Annotated in this window: 15 protein-coding genes; 9 read left to right on the top strand and 6 right to left on the bottom strand. The window is 62.1% G+C overall.

What is annotated here, in order from left to right:
- Positions 1-25: 25 nt before the first annotated feature.
- On the bottom strand, positions 26-463 hold the full coding sequence (locus CXQ80_RS16925) for a hypothetical protein (protein WP_178080785.1): 438 nt from the start codon (positions 461-463) through the stop codon (positions 26-28).
- A 322-nt stretch (positions 464-785) separates the two neighbouring features.
- On the opposite strand from CXQ80_RS16925, the gene CXQ80_RS16920 reads away from it, so the two are divergent.
- From CXQ80_RS16920 to CXQ80_RS16905, 4 genes are all read left to right on the top strand, one after another.
- A complete protein-coding gene (locus CXQ80_RS16920) occupies positions 786-2582 on the top strand; it encodes a hypothetical protein (RefSeq protein ID WP_101321533.1) in 1797 nt (598 codons plus the stop codon).
- A gap of 171 nt (positions 2583-2753) precedes the next feature.
- Positions 2754-5201 carry a hypothetical protein gene (locus CXQ80_RS16915; protein ID WP_101321531.1) on the top strand — a complete coding sequence of 816 codons (2448 nt, stop codon included), beginning with the start codon at positions 2754-2756 and terminating at the stop codon, positions 5199-5201.
- A gap of 2 nt (positions 5202-5203) precedes the next feature.
- Positions 5204-8026, top strand: a complete 2823-nt coding sequence (locus CXQ80_RS16910; RefSeq protein WP_101321529.1) for a hypothetical protein — start codon at positions 5204-5206, stop codon at positions 8024-8026.
- A gap of 58 nt (positions 8027-8084) precedes the next feature.
- Positions 8085-11801 carry an RHS repeat protein gene (locus CXQ80_RS16905; RefSeq protein WP_101321527.1) on the top strand — a complete coding sequence of 1239 codons (3717 nt, stop codon included), beginning with the start codon at positions 8085-8087 and terminating at the stop codon, positions 11799-11801.
- Between the two features lie 146 nt (positions 11802-11947).
- On the opposite strand, the gene CXQ80_RS16900 is transcribed toward CXQ80_RS16905, so the two are convergent.
- The 3 genes from CXQ80_RS16900 to CXQ80_RS16890 all read right to left on the bottom strand — a co-directional run bounded on the left by CXQ80_RS16900 (position 11948) and on the right by CXQ80_RS16890 (position 13917).
- Positions 11948-12619: a molecular chaperone gene (locus CXQ80_RS16900; protein ID WP_371918943.1), complete on the bottom strand. Its 672-nt coding sequence runs from the start codon at positions 12617-12619 to the stop codon at positions 11948-11950.
- A 119-nt stretch (positions 12620-12738) separates the two neighbouring features.
- Positions 12739-13278 (bottom strand): fimbrial protein, encoded by a 540-nt coding sequence (locus CXQ80_RS16895; protein WP_101321523.1) that lies wholly within the window; start codon positions 13276-13278, stop codon positions 12739-12741.
- Between the two features lie 228 nt (positions 13279-13506).
- On the bottom strand, positions 13507-13917 hold the full coding sequence (locus CXQ80_RS16890; RefSeq protein WP_101321521.1) for a PA2817 family protein: 411 nt from the start codon (positions 13915-13917) through the stop codon (positions 13507-13509).
- A gap of 217 nt (positions 13918-14134) precedes the next feature.
- Here CXQ80_RS16890 and CXQ80_RS16885 point away from each other — a divergent pair, with 217 nt between their 5' ends.
- The gene (locus CXQ80_RS16885) at positions 14135-15664 is read left to right on the top strand and encodes a hypothetical protein (protein WP_101321519.1); all 1530 of its coding nucleotides are present in this window, start codon (positions 14135-14137) and stop codon (positions 15662-15664) included.
- A gap of 53 nt (positions 15665-15717) precedes the next feature.
- On the opposite strand, the gene CXQ80_RS16880 is transcribed toward CXQ80_RS16885, so the two are convergent.
- Positions 15718-18165, bottom strand: coding sequence for an acyl-CoA dehydrogenase (locus CXQ80_RS16880; protein WP_101321517.1), 2448 nt, complete (start codon positions 18163-18165; stop codon positions 15718-15720).
- Between the two features lie 168 nt (positions 18166-18333).
- Here CXQ80_RS16880 and CXQ80_RS16875 point away from each other — a divergent pair, with 168 nt between their 5' ends.
- From CXQ80_RS16875 to CXQ80_RS16865, 3 genes are all read left to right on the top strand, one after another.
- Positions 18334-18957 carry a glutathione S-transferase gene (locus CXQ80_RS16875; RefSeq protein WP_101321515.1) on the top strand — a complete coding sequence of 208 codons (624 nt, stop codon included), beginning with the start codon at positions 18334-18336 and terminating at the stop codon, positions 18955-18957.
- A gap of 145 nt (positions 18958-19102) precedes the next feature.
- Positions 19103-20035 (top strand): ABC transporter ATP-binding protein, encoded by a 933-nt coding sequence (locus tag CXQ80_RS16870; RefSeq protein WP_060481534.1) that lies wholly within the window; start codon positions 19103-19105, stop codon positions 20033-20035.
- Positions 20032-20811, top strand: coding sequence for an ABC transporter permease (locus CXQ80_RS16865; RefSeq protein ID WP_101321513.1), 780 nt, complete (start codon positions 20032-20034; stop codon positions 20809-20811). The genes CXQ80_RS16870 and CXQ80_RS16865 overlap by 4 nt, the downstream gene beginning before the upstream one ends.
- On the opposite strand, the gene CXQ80_RS16860 is transcribed toward CXQ80_RS16865, so the two are convergent.
- Positions 20695-21321, bottom strand: coding sequence for a DUF2062 domain-containing protein (locus CXQ80_RS16860; protein WP_150570139.1), 627 nt, complete (start codon positions 21319-21321; stop codon positions 20695-20697). The genes CXQ80_RS16865 and CXQ80_RS16860 overlap by 117 nt on opposite strands.
- A gap of 142 nt (positions 21322-21463) precedes the next feature.
- Here CXQ80_RS16860 and CXQ80_RS16855 point away from each other — a divergent pair, with 142 nt between their 5' ends.
- Entirely contained in the window at positions 21464-23674 is a 2211-nt protein-coding gene (locus CXQ80_RS16855) for a DNA internalization-related competence protein ComEC/Rec2 (protein WP_101321510.1), read from the top strand.
- Positions 23675-23684 lie beyond the last annotated feature (10 nt).

Below are 23684 nucleotides of genomic sequence, written 5' to 3'. Positions count from 1 at the left end.
AGTGCTCCAGGTGAAACCACTCAGCTCAGTGGGTGGGGGGGACAGGGGACGTGTCGACGGTGACTTTGCCGAGGGTGTCGCGGGTTATATTATTTTCAGTCTTTGCATCGACGACGATGCCCAGGCCTTCCTTGATAAAGTCGTTCGCCAGATAACCATTAACGAAGTAATCGACGTCATGGCTGTCCAACTTTGAAGTCTGGTGAGTGGTTTTTAAACGCATCCACCACTGTGGTGTACCGTCACTGTTCAGGTGTCTGGACGCGAGTGTGATGCGTGTGGCGGACGGTAAGTCGTCCATTTGAATCTTGCGCGGTCTGCCCAGTTGGGTATTGCCTCGGGTGAGGTCCAGTGTGAAGGTTCGACCGTTGGCATCTGCCGGGATATTGAGAATCTTTGAATCTTGATCGGGATCGCTGACGATGATCACCGCAGATTGCAAGCGTGCGTTGTTATGGGTCATGAAACACTAACCTCGTGAATTAAAAGTTTGGTTCACACGTGCGTGCAGGGGCTGTGTGAGCACAATTGGCGGGTGCCGTGCAGCGCTGTTTGAAGATTGGCAGGCTAGGAGAGTTTGACTGGGTGCGCACCTCGTAACATTCACAGGTGCGCGCAGGCTGGCCGCAAGCTGGCGAATCCAGAGGGCTGGTGAGTTCACCGTGAGCAGCCTAGTAGTTGTGCTAGCTGTTCGACTCATTCAACCCGGCTTATAACTGAGGCCCGGCAACCGCTGGCGATGCGGCGGTTGAATAAGTTCCGTCTCTGATTTGAGGTCGCTAAACATGAGTGTGCAACAGACGGCAGGGCTCGAAGAACCGTCAGTTCCTGATTTGAATGAATCGAATGAATTGGACCTGGATGCGTTGGGTAACCAGGACCTGCTGACCTATATCAAATATACCGGTATGCAAGATGGTGACTTGCTCCGGCCGCGTTGGATAGGCGCCAGTATCAGCGGCGAGCCGTTCGACGATGTCGGGGCCGTACGTCAGGTGGGCCCGGATGATCTGGTGAGCGGTCATCCAGTCATTATCAAGAATGAAGATATTCGCGCCGCCGCAGGGGGGCTGGCGGTGTATTCCTATAGCGTCAACGAAGGGCCGGAATCACTGCGCAAGATCTGCTACCTGGGCCTGCGTCCAAAGCCCGCGGCGGAAACCCTGTCGGTGCTGCATGCCTTGCCCTCGCATGACCTGACCCTGCAGCCACGGGCGTTGCCCTCCAATGGGGTCATCACGCTGGTGGTCGCGCCGTACCAGGCCATGCAGGTCGGTGACAAGATCACCGTGAAGCTGGTGGGGTACGACGAAGATGGGGTCGAGGACGATGACTGGTCGACTGTGCTGACGGTGGACAAAGACCATTTCGACAAGAAGCCGCTGTCCGCCAACGTTCCCAAGAACTGGTTCAGTTTCCTCGAAGACGGATGTGTAGAAGGCCATTACCGCATTGCCCTGGCTGACGGTAGCAGCCTGGACTCGCCTGCGCAGCGCTGGAAGATCGACTCGAGCGCAACGCTCCCCGGCCTGCTCGATGCACCCGCCATCGAGGGCCACACCGAGGGCGAGCCGTTGGACCCGGCACGCTTTCGCAACGGTTTGACCCTTCGCGTGCCAGGTTATCCGGGGATGGCTGTGGCGGACCATGTCGTGCTGCATTGGCGTAGCCCGGCGGGTGACCTGATCCAGGCGGCGCGGGTAGACCTCAGCAGCGTGACGGCGGATTCGATGTATTTCCGAGTGCCTGCCGAAAACCTGGTGCACAACGCGGGCGCGAGCGTGCGCTTGACCTACCAGTATGGGCGCGAGGGCGGCAACCTGGGCTCCAGGGAGCTGCTGATCGATGTGGCATTGATACGCACCTTGCTTGCCGCTGATGTCCGAAGTGCCATCCCGGAAAGCGCGCCTGGCTCTGGCCGGATACCCGCTCTCGAGGCCCGAGGCGGAGTCTATGTGGTGGTGCCCCCAGACACCCTGGCCCCGGGCGAGCGAGCCGAAGTTCACTGGATGGGCCAGTCAGCGCTGGGCCAGTATGTCGCCAAGGCGCCGGTCAGCGAGGCCAACCCGCTGCGCTTCCTCATTCCGCAAGACTATGTACCGGCGAACTTTGGCCGCGGTGACCGGGACGAGTCCAGGCGTTTTCCGGTGTTCTACCGGTTGATCGGTGCTAACGGCCATGTCGACTCGCTGCCGTACAACCTTCGGATCACGCCGGTGCCCAGCGCCAACTACCCGCAGATCAACTGTACCCAGGCCGATGCGGGGGGGCTGTCACTGTCGAGGGTTCCTGCTGCGGGTGCCGACCTGACATTGGGGACCTGGCTGTTCGGCAAAGAAGGCCAACTGCTGACGCTGGTAGCCAGCGGCCTGACGGCAACGGGCGAGGTCGAGGAGGTGATTCTCGACAGCGTTCCGGTCACGGCCGAGCAAGCCGAGAAAGGGGTACAGGCAAAGTTGCCCAGGGCATTCCTGCAAGGGCTGGTAATGGGCGAACGTTTCACACTTTCGCCACGACTCAGTTTTGACGGCGGGGACTATTACACGCCGTTTCGTAGTATCACATTAACGTTGAACCGCTAGTTCATACCATTCAATAACCCCAGTTGGCACGTTGTCAAGCTGCCTTCCAAGACACTGATAACAAACAATCCAAATCGACTCCAGGTTTATCTGGCGATTCATATCGCCTGCAATTCCATGCAATTCGCAGAATTGTTCATGACGACTCTATAGGTTAGGAGAAAGACCCTGATGGCCAAGCTTACATTCGCAAATTATTTGACTTACTTGAAACGTGAACCCCGCACCAAAGGCTGGGGTGCGCTGTTGGTGTATGACCGTTTCAAAACCAACATGCTGTTGGCGCAGGAACATATCGAACGCTTTGACGACAGCCGTTGGTTGAAACCGATCAGCGTGCGAGTGGAAACCGAAGGCGGCAGCTGGACCGATGTTTCCGACTTGACAATGGATAAGCCGAGCCTGTCCTTCGTCAATTCGAGCATCAGCAGTTCGGCGGCCCGTTTGAGCATGCCTATGCAGGGTGGCAAACTCAAACAGTTGCGCAGAAAGACCGGCAGTGAGCAGATCGAACTGGTGGGGATATCGCGGCTCGACCCGCTGAACGCTCCGGCCGTGCGCATGAATATCAACCTCAACCAAAGTAACAACGGCACTATCACCGATCAGGGACGGGTGACCCTGGACCTCTCCGAGGGTTCGGGCTACACCTTCGAAGTGTCGAGCTGGAAAGACTTGAACGAAAAGGTCGGCACCGCTATTCAGCAGAGCTTTGCCGCGCTACCGATCGAGGAGCGGGTGTGGGAGCTGAACACGCTGAAGCCGGTCGAGGGTGAGCTCAACCCCACCTCGTTTGCGGTACGCACCCATTCCTTGGCCAACGCCGGGCAATCTGTAGCCAGCACCGATCGGGCTGAGCAAGAAGAGGGCGCAGTGGTGATCGGTGTCGCCTTCAACGGCGCGAAGGGTGGCGATTTTCCTACCCGTGACCAGGACATGCCGTACTTGCTGCCCGAGCCTGCGCCGAACAGTGGTCATGCGCCGTACACCATGAACGTGCTCTTGAGCAATGCGAGCTGGACCCAGCAGGTACTGGTGAAGTGGCTCAGAAGTGTGCCTGGCTTTACTGAGACCGTGCCGACCTATGTGGTGGAGAATGGTTTCAATGTAGGGGTTGAGTTCGGCTCAGCCAATGTCGCGTTCCCGGCCGACCGCGATGACTTCGATGGCGATAACTGGGTGACATGGCAGGCCTATGATGCCTTCGCTCTGGATCTGAGCCGTAGCGTGCTGAGTTTCCGTTTGGAAGACAACAACATTGTTTTCTCGTGGCACGCCAAGGCGGTTGGCACCTTCTCAGCCCGATTCAAATATGCCAATGCGTGGGTCGTGGCAGAGGACCGAAAGGCTGAGTTTACCTTTACTTGCACCAAAAAGTTCGTATCGGAACTGCAGACCAGTGGTGCGCGCAAAGGCAGTGTCATTTTCAAGGGTGACGCGGTCACGTCCACTGTGGACATCAAGCAGGTGGACGATACCAACTGGAATGTCGGCCCCTTCCAGAATTACATTCGCCGTGATACTGCCCCCAAGCTGCTGAACCAGATCGTCGCGAAGTTCGATACCTTTACCGCTGCCGTAGATGCCGCCGGGGTCTCGCTGGACGTCCTGCGCTTGAACGGCCTGCTGTTTCGCAGCGAGCAGGCTGCCGAGCCGGAGAGCCTCCAGGTCCCTGGTGACCTGTCACTGCTGGGCACCTTGGCACCCAAGCTCACTGCATTCGCCCTCGACCCGCTGAACGCCGCGCTCTCTGCGGGCACCAGCCAAACCTTCCAGCTGACGCCACGCCCTTCGGGCACGGTGACCTGGACTGTCGACCACCTGCCAGGGGAGACCGGCGACAAGGGCACGATCGTCAATGGTGTGTATAGCGCGCCGGCCAGCGAAACGATCACCGGTACGTCGAAGCGGGTCATCGTTACCGCCAAGGTCGGCGACCAGCTCAGCCGCGCGTTGGTGACCGTCGTTCCCCGCAGCGTGTCGGTCTTCCCCTTCCTGCTCAGTGGCCAATTCTCCAGCGAGGCGCCTGCGAAACCGTCCCGCTATGTGGTGACCGGCGGAAGCCTGGGCGCCCCGTTGACCTGGTCGATGGCACCCGGGGCCAAAGGCACCTTGCGCACGCCGGGCGCTGAAGACTCGGACCTGGACATCCCAGTGGACCAGGAGGTGCGGATCTATGTCGCGCCGACCAGACAACAAGGCGCTATCGGCACGATCGACTACCTGATGCAGCTGGATACGGTCAAGGTGAGTGCGGGTGCACAAACCGAGACCATGGATGTCGTCCTGCCCTGGATGCCCACCACCGCCGAACTCAAGGCCACTGCGCAACCGGGCAATACGCTCAAACTGGGCTTGTGGGGGCAGAGCTGGGGCGGCGGCTTGGTGGAGGTGCCACCTGAAAATACCCTGTGGTTCCTGGTCAAGGGTGAGGGCACCCTGGCTGAAACAGGGATCTACACGCCAGGTGCCGAGGGTGACTACATCATCGTTGCCGCGGTTGACAAGACTTCTCCGGCCCTTGTCTGGAGCTACACCATCTTGCCGATGCCATATGACCAGGCCTACACCGAATTGGTCGAGCATGTGCACGCGCACAGCACTCAAAGGAAGGGCTGATCATGACTGGCAACGCTAAACAAACCCTGCTCGATGAGCTGAAAAAGGGCGATGCCCTGCATGGTTGGGGCGCGATTCTTGCGCTGGGACGTGATCGCTTCAATCAGTTGCTTGAAGCGCAATTCGTCGATGCGTTCGCGACCCAGGATTTCACCTTGCCGATCAGCGGCGAGTACTTCATGGAAAACCGCACCGAGAAGGTCGTCTTCGACAACCTCATGCTCGGCCCGCCTCAGCTGTCGTTCAAGCATGCCAGCGGGAAAACGGCGCAGGTCACAGTCAGCATGGAGCTGATCGCCGGTACCTGCTACGCGATCGGCCAGCATCCAGGCGCCCCCGACTGGCTGCGCCGCAGCCATCGCTTGCTGCAGGGCATGGGCTATCACTTGGAAATGCAGGCGGTGCTGCACGTGGTCCCGCTGGAAGCGTCCGGCCAGAGCCAGTTGATCCTGGACCTGGGGGCTGCCACTGAGCCCACCTGCAACCTGGGGATGAGCGATATCGCCAGGCGCGCAATGGGTAACTTCATCCAGCAGCAACTCGGTGAGCAACGCCCCGAGTGGATACTGCCGGTGATGACCCTCGACATGCTCGGCTATGACGCAACCTCGGTGGCCGATTTCAATGTAGTCGCGCAGAAAGCACCACAAGGCGCTGGCAGCGGCGCGTCACCGGCAGACGATGGTGCCGTGCTGCTGCTCCTGCAGATGCGCGGTAGTGCCGCCGCAGGTGACGTCCCTTCGGCGCTGCCGTACCTGCTGCCGGCGAAGGATGCCGGTGGCGGCAACTACAATGCCGCCCTGCTGGTCGACAAGTTTCGTGCGCCGCTGTTGGGCCAGAAGGCCAGCAATACCCTGACGCGCATGCTGCTACCCCAGGCTTATCAGGTGCGCATGAGCGAAGAGCACCTGCCGCACGACATGATTCTGTTCGGTGACCTCGAGGCCACTGCGCAAAGCAGTGATCTGCAACCCGCCCTGAGCAGTGTCGCGGCCTCACGGCAGGTCAGTTACAAGCTGAACGGAACACCCGCCAGCGCATGGTCGGCGCGCAACCTCGTCCATCCACGTGCGTGCGGTGCGATCAGTCAAGGCCGCTATACCGCATCTGCGCGCGAAGATTTCGTCAGCGATCAGCAAGTGGTGGTGGTCACCGCACACGTGGCCGATGCCGCCGACAGCAAGCCGCGTACGGCGTTGCTGGTCGAGTCCAGCGAGTCCCTGGCGATCTCGCCGAGGGTGGTGCTGTGGGGCAAGGGCGATGGCCCGGTCAGCCTGAGCGCGTCGCAGAGTGACGGCCTGCGCTGGGAGCTGGAGGGCGCAGCGCACGGCAGCCTGCAGCCCGACCCGGCAAACCCGGGTACGGCGCAGTTCGTGCCCAAGGATCAGACCGGTGCGGCGCAGGTCGTGCTGCAGCGGATCAAGGTCACCCGTGGCGCGGACAGCGGTTATGCGACCGTGGCGATTCTCAACTACACGCCAGTGTTGAACGTCGAACCCTTCCATGTGAGCACCATGCCCGCCAGTGGTGTTCAGACGTTCGCCCTGGCCGACTTCCCCGCTGATGACTGGGTACTGTTCGGTGCCGGCGAAATCGACCGAGCGACCGGTGAGTACACGGCGCCTGAGAGCGGCGCGGGCGAGGTCAGCGTGGTCGCCGGCATCGCCGGTATGCACGCCGGCTTTGCAGTGATCGAACACCAGCGTAACAGCCCGCAACAAATGGCCAGCCTGCGCGCGCGCTGGAAAACCCTGAACAGGTTCGAGGTTTCGCTCAATAACGCCAACCGTAACCGGGTGCTGGCCAATGGGTTGCAGCAGGTGGGCATCGATATCCTGCTTGAAACCAACTCGTTCGAGGACGATGACGGTACGGCCTGGGACCCGGTCAGCGACCTGGAGCTGTCGACGTTGGTGATCCTGCATGAGGACGGCACTGAAGTCGATTACCTGCTGCCCGGGCGCGAAGGGCTTGACCCGGATAAGCCCGGCGACGGCAAGCACTGGGCGGTGAGCAAGGTGCGCAATCGCTTCGACTACCTGCCAACCGCCAACCGCAGCGCCCAGGCCGCGCCGGCACCGCAGCTGGCGCCGGCTGATGCCCGACGCATCGTCACGGTCTACGTGCATTGCTTGGAGGCAGAGGTTCGCAAGTTCAAGGCCAAGTTCCAGGATCATGCCAATGCCTGGCATTACTCCGAGCTCAAGGACGAAACCAAGGGCGTCGTGCAGCTCGAAGGGGTGGTGGTACCGCCACCGAACCTTGGCAACTACGCGATCGCGCCCAAGCGCGTGGCCCGTCGCATGGGCTTTGATCACGGCCAGCCACTGGATACCTTCAACTACTGGCACTACACCACCGATTACTGGGTGATCAGCGCAAGGGACACGCAATTCACCAGTGTCAGATTCGATAAAGCGTCGATGATCCGCTGGGAAAGCGAACTGCTCAAGGAGTCGTATTGCACGTACACCGGCTACGCCTTCAAACCGCGCCGCTACCGGGGCGCAGTGCCGACATCGACAGGTATCGAATACCAGGCCGAGTTGCAGCTGTTGGCGCAAGAACGGCAAGTGGCTTTCAAGGAACTCGACTATGGCTTCAAGGGCCAGGAAGACGTCGCTGAAGGCAGCCTGCTATTGACTCTGGATCGGGTACCGAACCTCGCCTACTGGTATGACACCGCAGGCACCAATTACCGCAAAGTCCTGGACACGCCGCTGTCGTTCACCCTGATCGACAACTTCGGCATTGCGCATCGGCTCAAGGTCACCTTCGGTGCCGGAGCAGACAGTCGCAACACCCTGACACTGGACCTTCAGTAAGTGTGGGTCGCCCCTTCGTGGGGCGACTTTCCATCGCTATCAGAACGAAAACGATCCTATGACGACGCAAACCCTGATTCATTCCAACGCCTTCAACTTCCTCAGCTTCGTGCAGGGCAGTGTCGACCCGCGCACCGGGTTCTATTCCCTGGCCATCGCACTGCCCGAGCTGCCGGCCAACCACCTCAGTGGGCCCAACCTGCCACTGAGCCTGCGCTACAACCCCTTGAACATTCAGGACAGCGGCTTCGGCGTCGGCTGGAGCTTCAACCTGACCCAGTTCGACGTCACCACCGGCATGCTCGGCCTGCACACCGGCGAAAGCTTCAAGGTGGCCGACAATGGGCCTGGCCAGACGGCAGTGATCCCTGAACGCAAGATCGACAGCTTTCACTTCGAGAATGTCAGCGAGGGTGCGCACAAGCGTGTGCGCATCGCCCACAAGTCCGGCCTGATCGAGGTGCTCGAACCGCAGGCACCGGATTACACGGTGGCGCTGCCAGTGCGCGTGCTGGCCGCCAGCGGCCACGGCATCAGCCTGAGCTACCGCGTGGTAAACGGCGCGCCTTGCCTCGAAACGATCACCGATGACACGCTGCTCGACGGCCGCCCGCGCACCCTGCTGGCGATCGATTACAGCGGCAATGCGCAGGTGAAGATCGACCTCAATCCCGGCACTGAAGCCTTTGCGCGCTACACCCTCGAACGTTCGGGTGATGAGCTGGGTAAGGTCGTATTGCCGACCGCTGACCAGGCATGCTGGGCCTTCACCTATCGTCGAGTGGGTGAGCTGCGCTGCCTGACCGCCATGCAGACCCCGGTCGGTGCCCGCGAAGTGATCGAGTACAAGGATGACGGCCATGCCTTGCCCGGCGGCCAGGGGCGCACAGTGCCGTACGTGCGGCGCCATGTCATCAGCCCGGGCGCCGGGCAGCCGGACGTCGAGACGCACTACGCGTTCAGCAGCAACAACTTCCTCGGCAATGGCACCGGGGTGAGCTGGGATAACGATGGTCTGGACAACCTGTACAAGTTTACCGGCTCACGCTTCGTCTACAGCTCGACGGCCAGTCACTACCAGGACGGCGCCGCGCTGCGCACGATCACCCGCGAGTTCAACCGTTTCCACTTGCTCACCGCCCAGGTCACCACCCAGCAAGGCTGCATCGAAACGGCGACAACCACCTATCACGAGCTCAGCGATCTGCCGTTCGCCGACCAGCCTGAACATTTCCAGTTGCCCCAGACGGTGACCACCGAGTGGCGCTTGCAAGGCAACCCCCAGGCTCGCCGCAGTGAAGTGACCGCCACCGACTACGACACCCACGGCAACCTCATCCGCGAGGTCCAGGCCAACGGGCTGCAAACCCACTACAGCTATTACCCGGCCACGCAAAGCCAGGGCTGCCCGCGCGATCCGGAAGGCTTTGTGCGCACGCTCAAGTCGCAGGTCCAGCTGCCGGCCGCCGACGGTGAGGGCCAGGCCGAGGCCCTGCGCCGCGATTACACCTACATCGCGCTGGCCGCCCTCGATGCTCAGGCCAAGGGCGAGCTGTTGCAGAACAGCGAAGTGCTGGTGCGTGTGAGTGACGGCACTGTCCTCAGCCGCACCCAGGTCGAGTACGCGGCCGCCCTGGCCGATCCGCTGCTGCATGGTCGGCGCTTGAGCGAGGTGCGCACCCTGGGCGGCAAGCGCACCCGTACCGACTACCGCTACGCCCAGCGCGTGGTCGACCGGCACCCGGTGGTGGAGACGGTGGCTACCCTGACGGGCTTCGATAACACGCAAAAAGTCACCACCCTGCAACACTCGGTGCTGATCGGTGAGCCGCTGCTCAACTATGACGACAATCAGGTGCAGATCGCCTACGAGTACGACCCGCTCAGGCGTGTAGTGCGCGAAACCGTCTCGCCGAACGAGGAAGCGTTCAAGGCCGCGCGCGCCTACAGCTACTATTTGTCGGCCACGGGCAACCAGGCGGTGCAGGTCATGACGGACGTCAAGGGCGTCACTACCTGGAGCTACGTCGACGGCCTCAACCGGGTGGTCCGGCAGATGCGCCAGGACCCTGACTACGCGACGACCCGGCTGGCCCAGGAAGCGCCGCGGCTGAGCTACAGTGCCCGCTACGATGCCCTCGGTAATCTGTGTGAAGAGATCGAGCACGAGTGGCTGGCGTTGGACGACCTGCCGCTGCGCACCCGCTTCGAATACGACGGCTGGGGCCAGCGCAGCTGTGTGATCGGCCCCGACGGCGTGCGTAACCACGAGCAGGTCGATCCGATCGGCACGCCAGAATCGAACGGGCCGATCCTCACCCAGTGGCGTGAGTCGGCGGATGGCCGTGTGCGCACTGGCAAGACCGTCACCTGGAACAATCTGTTCGACAAGCCGGTACGCGTCGAACGTCTGTGCTGTGACGATGCGCGCGAGAGCCTGCACCAGTACTTCTATGACGGCCTGGGCCGGACGGCGCGAGAAATCGACGGCCGTGGTGCGCAGACCGCCTTCGCTTACGACGAGTTCGACCGCCTGCACACGCATACCCTGGCCGATGGCGCGCAGGTGCTGCGCGAGTATGCCGAGCACAGCGATGAAGACCTGCCGGTGCTGATCAAGGTGCGGCATGTTGACGGTGCCACCCAGAGTGTGCTGGGTGAACAGGTGTTCGACGGCCTCGATCGCATGGTCGAGACCATCACCGGTGGCCGTCGGCGGGTGCTGCAGTACGCCGATGGCATGCGCCAGCCGGAGTCGGTGGTCACCCCCAGTGGCCAGGTCATCCGCTATGAGTACCTGCCGCAGTTGGGTGAGGAACCCTTGCAGCGGGCGGTGATTGGCTCCGGGGTCGAGGCGCGATACGACTACGACAAGCACAATGCGCGGCTGCTGTATTGCAAGGAGCAGGGCGAGGAACTCTCGCGTACCTACTTCAGCACCGGCCAGGTGCGGTCGGAGGCGCGTGTGCAGGAGGGCACCCGCTACGAGATGGCTTATGTACACAGCCTGGCCGGTCGCCTGTTGAGTTACACCGATGTGCTCGGGCAGGTCCAGTCCTATAGCTACAATCCGCTGGGCCAACTCGAGCAGACCAGCCTGGGCACGCTGACCAGCACCTTCAGCTATGACGCACTGGGCCGCAACACGTCGATCACCACCCGGACGCGTGACGCCGATGAGGCTGTTCGCAGCGTGCAGATCACCCTGGACTATGACGACTTCGAGCGTGAGACCGCTCGCCACTTTGATTTTGGCGATGCGCAGCAGGTATTGGCGCAGACCTACGATGCGGTCGATGCGATCGTCAACAAGACGCTCAGCGAGGGCGGGCAACGGCTTCGCGAGGAAACGTACAACTACGACGAGCGAGGCCGATTGACCCATTACGAGTGTGAGGGTGAAGACGCGTACGTGCCGGTGGACCCCTACGGCAAGAAAATCCAGATCCAGCGGTTCGATCTGGACGCCCTGGACAACATCACCCGCGTGCGCACGCGCTTCGAGGGGGGCACCATTGACGCCCGCTATCAGTTCGACAATGCGCTCGATCCTGCGCAGTTGACCGGTATCGAGGTCCGCGGGCTTGAGGAAACGCCGCGCCGGATCGTGCTCGACTACGACCTGGATGGCAACCTGGTGCTGGACGAAGAAGGGCGCGAGCTGCAGTACGATGCCTTGGGGCGCTTGCACAGCGTCAAGGGCGAGGACCGTTCAACCATCGCCCTTTACGGCTACGACCCGTTGGATCGGTTGGCGATGCAACAAACGCTTTGAGTGACGGGCGCGCTGTGACCTGGCATGTGCAGGCACAGCGGCCTTTGGATTGCCTCGAATGAACAAAGGCCTGTGCATGCACAGGCCTTTTTTTTTGCTGTGAGCTGCGGCCGGGTGGTTACCGGCCAGCCGCTAACGACGCTGAATCACTGCACGCCCACCGGGCTGGAACGTTCGGCAGTGATGCCGCTGTAGTCATTGATCGTGGTGAAGCTGACCTGCAGGCCGTTGGTGACCGATACCTGCTTCAACGCATAGGTCTGGCGGGCCAATGGCAAGGCCATGTCGTGGGCGGTGATGGTTTCACGGACGCCGGCGCCGCTGATGACCAGCTGGTTGAAAGTGAAGTGGTAGGGCGAGGGGTTGTCGACCACCAGGTGCGGTTTACCGTCGATCCGTTGTACCGACCAGACCAGGTCCTTGAGTCGATCTTCCGGGCGGCCTTTGAGGTGGCTGGGCCGGTAGAACAGCTTGATGCGTGTGCGCAGGGCGATGTTGAGGACGTTTTGCCCAGTGTCCGTCGCTTGCGGAATTTCCTGCAGGTTGAAATAGAACAGCGATTCACGGTCTTGCGGCAGGTCGTTGGGCAGGGCGTTGATCTGCACCGTCTGTTCATTGTCAGGGTCGATGCGGAACAGGCTGGGCGAGGCAATCAGGGGGACGGCAGTGGTCGCATCGTCGGCCTCGGTATTGACCCAGGCCTGTGCGGCGTACGACGTTTTCGAAGGGTTTGCGACAATCACCGAAGAGCTCCGCTTGGCGCTCTCATGGACGATTCGCGTGTGGCTTATGGTGAGCGCGGCATACGCGCTAGGCATGCTGGCGCTGAGCAGCAGCAGGCAGCTGCTCAGGGTAATCAGTGAGCGGGGCAAAGGCTGCATGGTGTTTGACCGAGCGTAAAGAAATCGACTCCAGGTGCCAGCACCTGGAGTGCGTGTTAAGGCAGGCTCACCAGGAACGAAACTTCCGCCTCGGCCAGACCTTCGCCGACGCTGGCGGCGTGAGACTCATACGCCGCATAGAACATCAAGTCGGTAGGCTGCGACTGGTACAGGTCGTAATCGGGGGATGCCGCACCGGGGTTGAGCTTGGCGCGGGTCCGGTCCTTGATCGTGAGGCCCAGTCCCGTGGCGCCGCCACCGCGAATGCCGTACAGGTTGGTGCCGACCACGCCGTGCAATGGCGTGAAGGTCACCTTGGTTTTGGTACCAGGAGCGATGACGCACGTGGCGGTCGGCGTCACGCGCAAGGCAAATGCCACGTCTGGGGTGGCAGTGCCGCTCGCGCCAAAGTAGCCGGTGGTGAAGTTACCCAGCGATACACGGGGGATGACGCTGCCGCCCGGGTTGACCACCTCGATGGGGCAGGTGCCACCGCCGTAAACGGTACCGTAGAAGTTGATCTGGCCGGTTTCGGGTGCTGCGAACACGGTGCTGCTCGCCATTCCCAGGGCAAGCATGAGTAACGTCTTTTTCATGGGTAGTTCCTTGAATCTGTTCGTATGTGTGGCAGGCCCAGCAGGCTCGCTGATGGAGCGGCGCTAGGTGGATGTGAGCGACGAGCAGATTAAAGGGGACGCGACAGGCAGGATGTAGGGCTAATTAACCCGCGCCTGTGGATTATCAGATGGGGGCGCCGCAAGGGGCGCAGAGGCGGGGCACACGTCAGCCTGACGCGCCGCCCCTGATATGGCAGACCGCAGTGTTCAGTGCGCGGATCCTCGATTGGACAGCATCAGCATTTCTTTGTGTTGATGCCAATCGAACGCTTCGCCTTGCTGTTCGGCGTCGTAGCGCATTTCTTCCAGTTGCTGGTACAGCTCGAGCTCGTCGTCCGGCATGAAGTGCAGGCAGTCGCCACCGAAGAACCACAGCAGGTCACGGGGCACCAGGTGGGCGATCTGCGGATAGCGCTGGATGACCTGACAGATCAGGTCCTGGCCGAGGTATTGGCTTTCCAGTGGATCGGTCGGCAGACGCTCCAGCAGTTCGTCGAAACGCTCGAGGAACAACGCGTGGCTTTCTTCGGGAACCTGTTCGGCTTCGCCGAGCGCCACCAGGATGGTACGCAGGTGCTGCAGAAGCTGCAGGTGGTGTGCCAGATAGGAGTGGGCCATGTTAACAACTCGAGTACGTAGAAAATGCGCAATTATACGCTCAGGGCCGACCTCCTGTCCCGAATGCGCGCCAACGGCTATCGCCCCCGTCTCAATGTGGGCGGGCGACAGACAGGGTGTTCTGCCAATGAGTGGGTTGTCTACTGCAAGGACTGTCAGTTGGCGGGGTGGTGACGCAATGTTGATATGGGCGACCTGAAGAACAAGGAGTTTTGCCATGCCTGATACTACGCCACGCCGCACGCAACCCACGACGCCCGACAGTTCCTTGAAAACGCTGTCTGTCGACCCGCCAACGCTGCTTATCGGTGTCTTTGCCCAGCAGGTCGTCAATGCCTCCTGGTCGGCTTATGCTCAGCGTGATGCGCAGCGCATCAGTGAGCAGATACAGTACGACCGGATTGTCGAGGGTAATGTGTGGCGGGTGGGCACCCTCGCTGTGGGTGTTCCACGCGTGCACTACGGCGATCATTCCATCAGCCTGACCCTGCCCGTTGTAAAGGACTCGCAGTTTACCTTTCGCGCGGAATTGGGGCGTGCCGTGCGACGGGTTCATGAAATCCTGGAAGTCTTGCCGGGTGCGGAGACGACATTCACCGTCAAGGTACCGCTGGCCAATGGCTACTTGCGTTACAAGACGCTCGAGGGGCGGGACGTTCGACTGCAGTGGTCGGGTCAGGCCACGTTCGAAAACTCGGGCGGTGATTACAATTGGGCAGCGCTGAGCGAGTTTTATAAAACAGCGGCTCGGGTCAATCTGTATGAGGTACTTCCGCCAGTCAGTCCGCTGCTGCACGACATCAAAGGCAGTTACACGATACGCAACGACAGTATGGACCTGGTGTTGTCTTCGTTATCGGGAGAACATGCCGCGGTTGATGAAACGCCAGCGCCTGCGCCTGCACGTGCAGGGGATGCGGCCGTTTTATCGTTCCTCAGCACTCTTTTTCCCGAGGTATTAACCGGGCTGCCACCTGTTGATAGGGCCTGGCTTGCCAACTTCTGCACGCCGCCGGCTTCCCTGCAATTCACCGCCGGGCAATTGATACCTGAACTGTTGATGTATTGGGCCATGTATGACGTCAGCAGCGTGGCGGGCCCAGACCACAGTCAGGCACTCGCTGCACCACCGCTGTCCATTACGCCTCGGCTTCGGTTGGTTGGCGCAGGTGATCCAAAACAGGCCCTGAGCTTGCCCCCTGGCGCGCCGAGCGTGCAGTGGAGCTTTGAGGGTCGAGCTCTCGGCCGCTTGGTAAACGAACAGGGGCAGATGTTCTATTACCCGCCCAATGCACCCTCGCCGGCCTTCGTGCTCGAGGCCAATAATAAGACCAAGCATCCTGTAGCGCGCCGATCCGACGCCGGTACGCTGATCAGCGCGGATGTCATCAAGGCAACAGCGGGCGGTCAAAGTGCAACGTCCACCTTCGTTGCGTTGCACACCACAGAGTCCCATTACATCAAGGCGCAGTTGGCCAACAACAAGGTCAAGCTGAAGGTGTTTTATGAGACTTGGGGGGGGGTGGTCGAGGTGCCTGATGCCCAGGTCCGATGGACCGTCATCAGTGGTAATGGCAGCATGTCTGCAGCGGGGGTGTTTACGCCACATCCGAGCGACCCATCCCCCTTCACTGTGCTATTGGCAGAAGATACTCAGGATCAGGCGCAGTTCCACTATTGGGCGTCGATTGTCCTGCCTGTACCGACGCTGGACGCCGCTCGCTTCGTTGAACTGACCAACGGTTGAGGCGCCTGTAGCGCCAGCCCGGGACCGATCGCCGGTCCCGGGCTGGCACGCCGTCAGCGAATCTGGCCCTCGGTCAGCGCCAGCTGCTCGGGTTCGAACGCGTCCACATCGATCACCTGTCGACGGGCTTGTTGCGCATCGAGCAGGCGTTGCCCGTCCTGCGGCTGCAGTACCCCTGCGTTCACCGCCGCATCGATGGCCGACTCGCCGGGCGCGGGTCGCACGGTGCCGTCCTTGAGGGCCTGGTGCAGCGTTCGTTGCAGCGGGGCGACCTCATCGAGCAGGTCGCTGGCGCGCTGCAGTGCGCCCACCGGGTCGTCGGCGGCATTGGGCCTGTAGCAGCCCGCCAGCAATTCCTCGAGCGCCGGGTCGCCTTTGCCGCGACCGATCAGTTCGGCGACCTGCGCATCCAGTTCGTCGCTCGGTCCGGTATGGCAGCGGCCGGTGGGGAATACCAGCACCCGCAGGGCGCAGCCGATGAAGCGGTTGGGGAAGTTGTCCAGCAGGCGATCCAGGGCTTTTTCCGCCTGGCCGAGGCTTTCTTCCATGGCCCAGCGCAGCAGCGGTTGCATGTGCTCGGGCGAACCCAGGTCGTGGTAGCGCTTGAGCGCCGCCGAGGACAGGTAGAGGTAGCTGAGCACGTCGCCCAGGCGGGCACTGAGCCGTTCGCGGCGCTTGAGCGCGCCGCCGAGCAGCATCATCGACAGATCGGCGAGCAGCGCAAAGGCCGCGGCCTGGCGGTTCAAGGCGCGGAAGTAGCCCTGGCTCAAGGCGTCACCCGGTGCCCGCTCGAAGCGCCCCAGGCCAATGCCCAGGATAAAGGTGCTGGCCGCGTTGCTGACGGCGAACGAGATGTGCTTGAGCAGCAGATCATCGAACGTCCTCAGCCCCTGCTCACGGTCTTCGAGCCCGGCCGCAGCCATTTCCTTGAGCACGAACGGATGGCAGCGGATGGCGCCTTGGCCGAAGATCATCAAGTTACGCGAAAGAATGTTGGCGCCTTCGACGGTGATGAAGATCGGCGCGCCTTGCCAGTTGCGGCCCAGGTAGTTGTTCGGGCCCATGATGATGCCCTTGCCGCCGTGCACGTCCATGGCGTGCTGGATGCACTCACGGCCGCGCTCGGTCAGGTGGTACTTGAGAATCGCCGACAGCACCGAGGGCTTCTCGCCCAGGTCGACCGCCTTGGCGGTGAGCAGGCGCGCGCTGTCCATCAGCCAGGCATTGCCGCCGATGCGCGCCAGCGATTCCTGGATGCCTTCAAAGGCGGCCAGGGGTACGTTGAACTGCTCGCGGATGTTGGCGTACTGGCCGGTGACCAGGCTGGTGTACTTTGCGGCGCCGGTGCCGACCGCCGGCAGGGAGATCGAGCGGCCGACCGACAGGCAGTTCATCAGCATCATCCAGCCTTTGCCAAGCATGGCCTGGCCGCCGATGAGGAAGTCCAGCGGGATGAACACGTCTTTGCCGCTGTTCGGCCCGTTCATGAACGCTGCCCCCAGCGGCAGGTGGCGCTGGCCGATTTCCACGCCGGGGGTGTCGGTGGGGATCAGCGCCAGGCTGATACCCAGTTCCTCTTCCTCGCCCAGCAGGTGCTCGGGGTCGTAGGCCTTGAAGGCCAGGCCGAGCAGGGTGGCGACCGGGCCGAGGGTGATGTAGCGCTTTTCCCAGTTCAGGCGCAGGCCGAGGACTTCCTCGCCTTGCCACTGGCCTTTGCAGATGATGCCGGTGTCAGGCATGGCGCCGGCGTCGGAGCCGGCCAGCGGGCCGGTGAGGGCGAAGCACGGGATATCGTCGCCGCGGGCCAGGCGCGGCAGGTAGTGATTGCGTTGTTCGTCTGTGCCGTAGTGCAGCAGCAGTTCGGCCGGTCCGAGCGAGTTGGGCACCATCACGGTCGAGGCAAGGTCACCGCTGCGGGTGGCCAGTTTCATCGCGACCTGGGAGTGGGCGTAGGCGCTGAAGCCCTTGCCGCCATATTCCTTGGGGATGATCAGGGCGAAGAAACCGTGTTGTTTGATGTATGCCCAGGCTTCGGGGGGCAGGTCCAGGTCCTGGCCGATCTGCCAATCACTGACCATCGCGCAGAGCTCGTCGGCGGGGCCGTCGATGAACGCTTGCTCTTCTTCGGTGAGTTTCGGCGCGGGGTAGTCGAGCAGGGTATGCCAGTCAGGACGGCCGCTGAACAGCTGGCCATCCCACCAGACGGTGCCGGCCTCGATCGCCTCGCGCTCGGTTTGCGACATCGGCGGCAGGGTGCGCTGGAACCACTTGAACACCGGCCCGGTAAAGATCTTGCGGCGCCAATCGTGGAGCACCAGCAGGGCGGTCTTCGCCGCCAGCACCAGCCAGATGAGCGCCAGCAGCCAGCCGGGAGCCTTGCTGAAAATGCCCATCAGCAGGGTATAGGCGGCAACGATGGCGAGAATCTGCAACGGTGGCAGACGCCGGTGGGTGAGGTACGCCGTGCCGATCACCAGGACCAGCAACCACAACAGCAACATAATCCTTCCTCCTTGGAAGTTGGGCTTGAGCCGACCCCAGCAGCATAGACGGCCTCGTCTGTTCAGTGACCGGTCGTGGCGCCAAGAGTTCGCCGGGTGTTGTCAGGGCATGTTTCCTGGGGGGCCGCTGGAGTAGACTCCAGGTTCTGCATTCATAAGGACGTCGTCATGCTGAAGATCTGGGGTCGCAAGAACTCGAGCAACGTGCGCAAGGTATTGTGGGCTGCCCACGAACTCGGCCTGGATTTCGAAGCGATCGATGCCGGCGGCGCTTTTGGTCTGGTCAATGAGCCGCACTACCGTGCGCGCAACCCCAACGGCCTGGTGCCGATGGTCGAAGACGACGACCTGACCCTGTGGGAATCCAACACCATCGTGCGCTACCTCTGCGCGCAGTACGGCCGCGAGCAGGGCTGGTATCTGGATGATCCACGCCAGCGCGCCCTGGCGGACAAATGGATGGACTGGACCACTTCTTCCCTGGCCACGCCGTTCCGGCCGCTGTTCTGGGGCATCCTGCGCACCCCCGAGGAGCAACGCGACTGGGTGGCGATCAACGCCGCGCTAAAGACCTGTGGCAACCTGCTGACGATCGCCGATGAGACCTTGGCCAGGCAACCGTACTTGTCCGGCGAGCAGATCGGCATGGGTGACATTCCCCTGGGCTGTTTCGCCTACGCCTGGTTCGAGATGCCCATCGAGCGCCCTGATTTGCCCCATCTGCAAGCCTGGTATGAGCGCCTCAAGGCGCGGCCGGCCTATCAAGCGGCGGTAATGACCGCGCTGACCTGATCGAACACCTGTGCGCTTTCGATAGTCACTATCAATGCACATGACTGTACTTGTGTGGCCCTGGCTTGCACCATGGGCCGCACTCACTGCGCCAGTGACCTTATCTGGCGTGTCCTGAACCTCCTAGAATGGTACGTGACCCGCTATGAGTTCTGCTCTGTCCATCCGACAGCTGACCAAAACCTACGGCAACGGCTTCCAGGCCCTCAAGGGTATTGATCTGGATGTCGCCGAAGGTGACTTCTTCGCCTTGCTCGGCCCCAACGGCGCCGGCAAATCCACCACCATCGGCATTCTCTCGACCCTGGTCAACAAGACCAGCGGCAGCGTCAATGTCTTTGGCCATGACCTCGACCGCGAGCCTGCCGCGCTGAAGCGTTGCCTGGGCGTGGTGCCGCAGGAATTCAACTTCAACCAGTTTGAAAAGACCTTCGATATCGTCGTCACCCAGGCTGGCTACTACGGCATCCCGCCCAAGCTGGCCAAGGAACGCGCCGAGCAGTACCTGACCCAGTTGGGCCTGTGGGACAAGCGCGACGTGCCATCACGCTCATTGTCTGGCGGCATGAAGCGCCGGCTGATGATCGCCCGTGCACTGATTCACGAGCCGCGCCTGTTGATCCTCGACGAGCCAACCGCGGGCGTCGATATCGAGCTGCGTCGGTCGATGTGGAGCTTTCTCACCGAGCTCAACGAGAAAGGCATCACCATCATTCTGACCACGCATTATCTGGAAGAGGCCGAACAGCTGTGCCGCAACATCGGCATCATCGACCACGGCACCATTGTCGAAAACACCAGCATGCGCAAACTGCTCGGCACGCTGCATGTCGAGACTTTCGTGCTGGACTTGAAGCAGGACCTGACCACGGTGCCAACCCTGCACGGCTACCCGTGCCGGCTGATCACCCCGCATACGCTGGAAGTGCAGGTCGACAAGGATATCGGCATCACCGCGCTGTTCGGCCAGCTGGCCTTGCAGAACATCGAGGTGCAGAGCCTGCGCAACAAGACCAACCGGCTTGAGGAGTTGTTCGTGTCACTGGTAGAGAAAAACCTGTCGAAGGTGGCCGTATGAGTGTGGAACTGCGCACCAACTGGGTCGCCCTGAATACCATCGTTTACCGCGAAGTGCGTCGCTTCTTGCGGATCTGGCCGCAGACGCTGCTGCCGCCGGCCATCACCATGGTGTTGTACTTCGTCATCTTCGGTAACCTGATCGGTCGGCAGATTGGCGACATGGGTGGCTTCACCTACATGGAGTACATCGTGCCTGGGCTGATCATGATGTCGGTGATCACCAACTCCTATGGCAACGTGGTCTCGAGCTTCTTCGGCAGCAAGTTCCAACGCTCGATCGAGGAGCTGATGGTGTCGCCGGTGTCGCCCCACACCATTCTTATCGGCTATGTGCTCGGCGGCGTGCTGCGTGGGTTGGCGGTAGGGGTGATCGTGACCATCCTGTCGATGTTCTTCACCCACCTGCAGGTGCATCACCTGGGCGTGACCGTGGTGGTAGTGCTGTTGACCGCAACCATCTTCTCGCTGCTGGGCTTCGTCAACGCAGTGTTTGCGCGCAACTTCGATGATATTTCGATCATCCCGACCTTCGTGCTGACCCCGCTGACCTACCTGGGCGGGGTGTTCTACTCGATCAGCCTGCTGCCGCCGTTCTGGCAGGTGGTGTCGCTGGCGAACCCGGTTCTGCACATGGTCAACTCGTTCCGCTACGGCATCCTAGGGGTTTCGGATATCAGTATCGGTACTGCGATCACCTTCATGCTGGTGGCCACGGCTGTGCTGTATGCCCTGTGCATTCGCCTGCTGGTCAGCGGCCGCGGCATGCGTGCATGACGTACGTTGCTTGCGGCGGCGCCACTGGCGGCCGACCCACCAGCGCCAGTAGCTCATGGTGATGAAGTAGGCGGCGATGCCCAGAACCACGCCGCACACCACTGAGCCGAGCAAAAATGGCTGCCACACGGTAGCCAGCTGGTCGGTGATCCACTCGAAGGTGAGGTCGTCGGGCAGGCTGCGTGGTGGCGTCTGCAACAGCCAGGCGCCGGTCATGTAGGTGACGAAGAACACCGGCGGCATGGTCAGCGGGTTGGTCAGCCAGACCAGGCTGACCGCGATCGGCAGGTTGCCCCGCAGCGGGATCGCCAGGCTGGCGGCCAGCAGCATCTGCATCGGCATCGGGATCAATGCGGCAAACAGGCCCACGCCCATGGCCCGTGCCACTGAATGGCGGTTCAGGTGCCAGAGGTTGGGGTCGTGCAGCAGCTTGCCGAAAAAGCGTAAGGACTTGTGTTCCCGAATGCTGGTCGGATCCGGCATGTACCGTTTGAACAGGCGGCGCGGCATGGGGGCTCCCGGGGCAGTGATCGGGCAAGTATGCCTTGATTCCCGGAATGGCTTGTTCAGAGTTTGTGACAATTGTTGAGCAAGACTGACCCTTAAATACGCTATTCCTCTGCAGGCTGTCTTGCTTGCGGAGCTCTACCTTATGCGCACAGGGATGTTGGCGCTTGCGCTCGGGCTGTTGTGCCTGGGCTTTCTACCCGTTCTGCCGACGGTCGGCTGGCTGGTGGTGATGCTGCTGGCTGCGCTTGGCTGCCTGGCTACGCGAGTCTGGCCGCTGGGCTGCTTGCTGCTGGGCTTTTGCTGGGCGTGCTGGTCGGCGCAGCAGGCGCTGGATGATCGTCTGGCGCATTCACTTGACGGCCGCACGCTATGGCTTGAGGGGCGCGTGGTCGGCCTGCCAGCGGTATCGGCCCACGGTGTGCGCTTCGAGCTGGATGAACCCGCTTCGCGCCGCGCCGAATTGCCCGGGCGCTTGCAACTGAGCTGGTTCAACGGCCCAGAGATTCGTGCCGGAGAGCGCTGGCGCCTGGCCGTGACCCTGAAACGCCCGCGCGGCCTGCTCAATCCACATGGGCCGGACCGCGAGGCGACGCTGTTGGCCCGGCGCATCGGCGCCACTGGCACGGTCAAGGCGGGAGCGTTGCTGGAGCCGGTGGCCGGCGGCTGGCGCGACAATTTGCGCCAGCGCCTGCTGGCAGTGGATGCCTGGGGCCGCGAAGCGACGTTGGCGGCGCTGGTACTGGGCGATGGCTCGGGGCTGGCCAGGCAAGACTGGCAAACGCTGCAGGCGACCGGCACGGTGCACTTGTTGGTCATCTCAGGCCAACACATTGGGTTGGTCGCAGGGTTGGTCTACGGCCTGGTGGCGGGGCTGGCACGTTACGGAGGCTGGCCGCGGCGCTGGCCATGGCTGCCGTGGGCGTGCGGGCTGGCCATGACGGCCGCGCTGGGCTACGGCTGGCTGGCCGGGTTTGGCGTGCCTGTGCAGCGGGCCTGTCTGATGCTGGCGGTGGTGCTGCTCTGGCGCCTGCGCTTTCGCCAAGTGAGCGCCTTTGTACCACTGTTGATGGCGCTGTGTGGTGTGCTGCTAGTTGAGCCGTTGGCCAGTTTGCTGCCCGGATTCTGGTTGTCGTTCGGCGCGGTGGCAGTGCTGATCTGCTGCTTTGCCCAGCGCCTAGGCGGTTGGCGGCCTTGGCAAGCGTGGACGCGTGCGCAGTGGGTGATCGCCATCGGCTTGTTGCCGGCGATGCTGGCGCTGGGCCTACCGATCAGTCTGAGCGCGCCGTTGGCTAATCTGCTCGCGGTGCCCTGGATCAGCTTCGTGGTGCTGCCGTTGGCGTTGCTGGGCACCTTGTTGCTGCCGCTGGCGGGGTTTGGCGAACTGCTGCTATGGCTGGCCGGCGCAGCGCTGGCTGGGTTGTTCGACGTGCTGACGGTGGTGGCTCAGTGGCAGCCGGCATGGATTGCCCGGCAGTTGCCGCTACTGGCCTGGTTGCTGGTGCTCAGTGGCGCGTTGAACGTGTTGCTGCCCCGTGGCGTACCCATGCGTGGCCTGGGCGCGCTGATGCTGCTGGCGCTGTGGGTGCCTGGCAAGTCGTTGCCGCAGGGGCAGGTCGAGGTGCTGCAGCTGGACGTCGGCCAAGGCCTGGCGATCCTTTTGCGCACGCGCAACCACAGCCTGCTCTACGATGCTGGCCCAGCGCGCGGCGAGAGCGATCTGGGCGAAAGTGTAGTGCTGCCTACTTTGCGTAAACTGGGCGTCGATCGACTGGATGTGCTGCTGATCAGCCATGCCCATGCCGACCATGCCGGCGGCGCAGCGGCCGTGCAGCGCGGCCTGTCGGTCGGGCGCGTTGTGGCCGGTGAGTCGGAGCAGGCCTTCCAGGCACAAAGCTGCGAGACGGGGCAGGGCTGGCAGTGGGACGGGGTCGACTTTTCACTCTGGCATTGGCCGCAGGGGCGCTCGAGCAATGACCGCTCCTGCGTATTGCTGGTCGAGGCGCAGGGCGAGCGTCTGCTGTTGGCCGGCGACATTGAAGCCAGCGCCGAACGGGCCTGGCTGGCGGCGCATGAAGGCAAACGCATCGACTGGCTGCAGTCGCCGCACCACGGCAGTCGCAGCTCCTCCACCGAGGCCTTCATTGCTGCCACCAGGCCGCGCGGCGTATTGATTTCCCGCGGTGCGCACAACGGTTTCGGCCATCCGCATGCGCAGGTGCTGGAACGCTACCAGCGCCATGGGCTGGCGATTCACGACACCGCCATAGAGGGCGCCTTGAGCTTGCGCCTGGGCGCTCAATCCCAGGTTGCCGGGCAGCGTGCCCAGCGCAGGTTCTGGCGTGACAAAGAATGACCCCGGCACG

The organism is Pseudomonas sp. 02C 26, assembly GCF_002843585.1.
GTDB lineage: Bacteria > Pseudomonadota > Gammaproteobacteria > Pseudomonadales > Pseudomonadaceae > Aquipseudomonas > Aquipseudomonas shirazensis.
The sequence above is the reverse complement of the archived record's forward strand: the minus strand, read 5'-3'. Positions and strand labels throughout refer to the sequence as shown.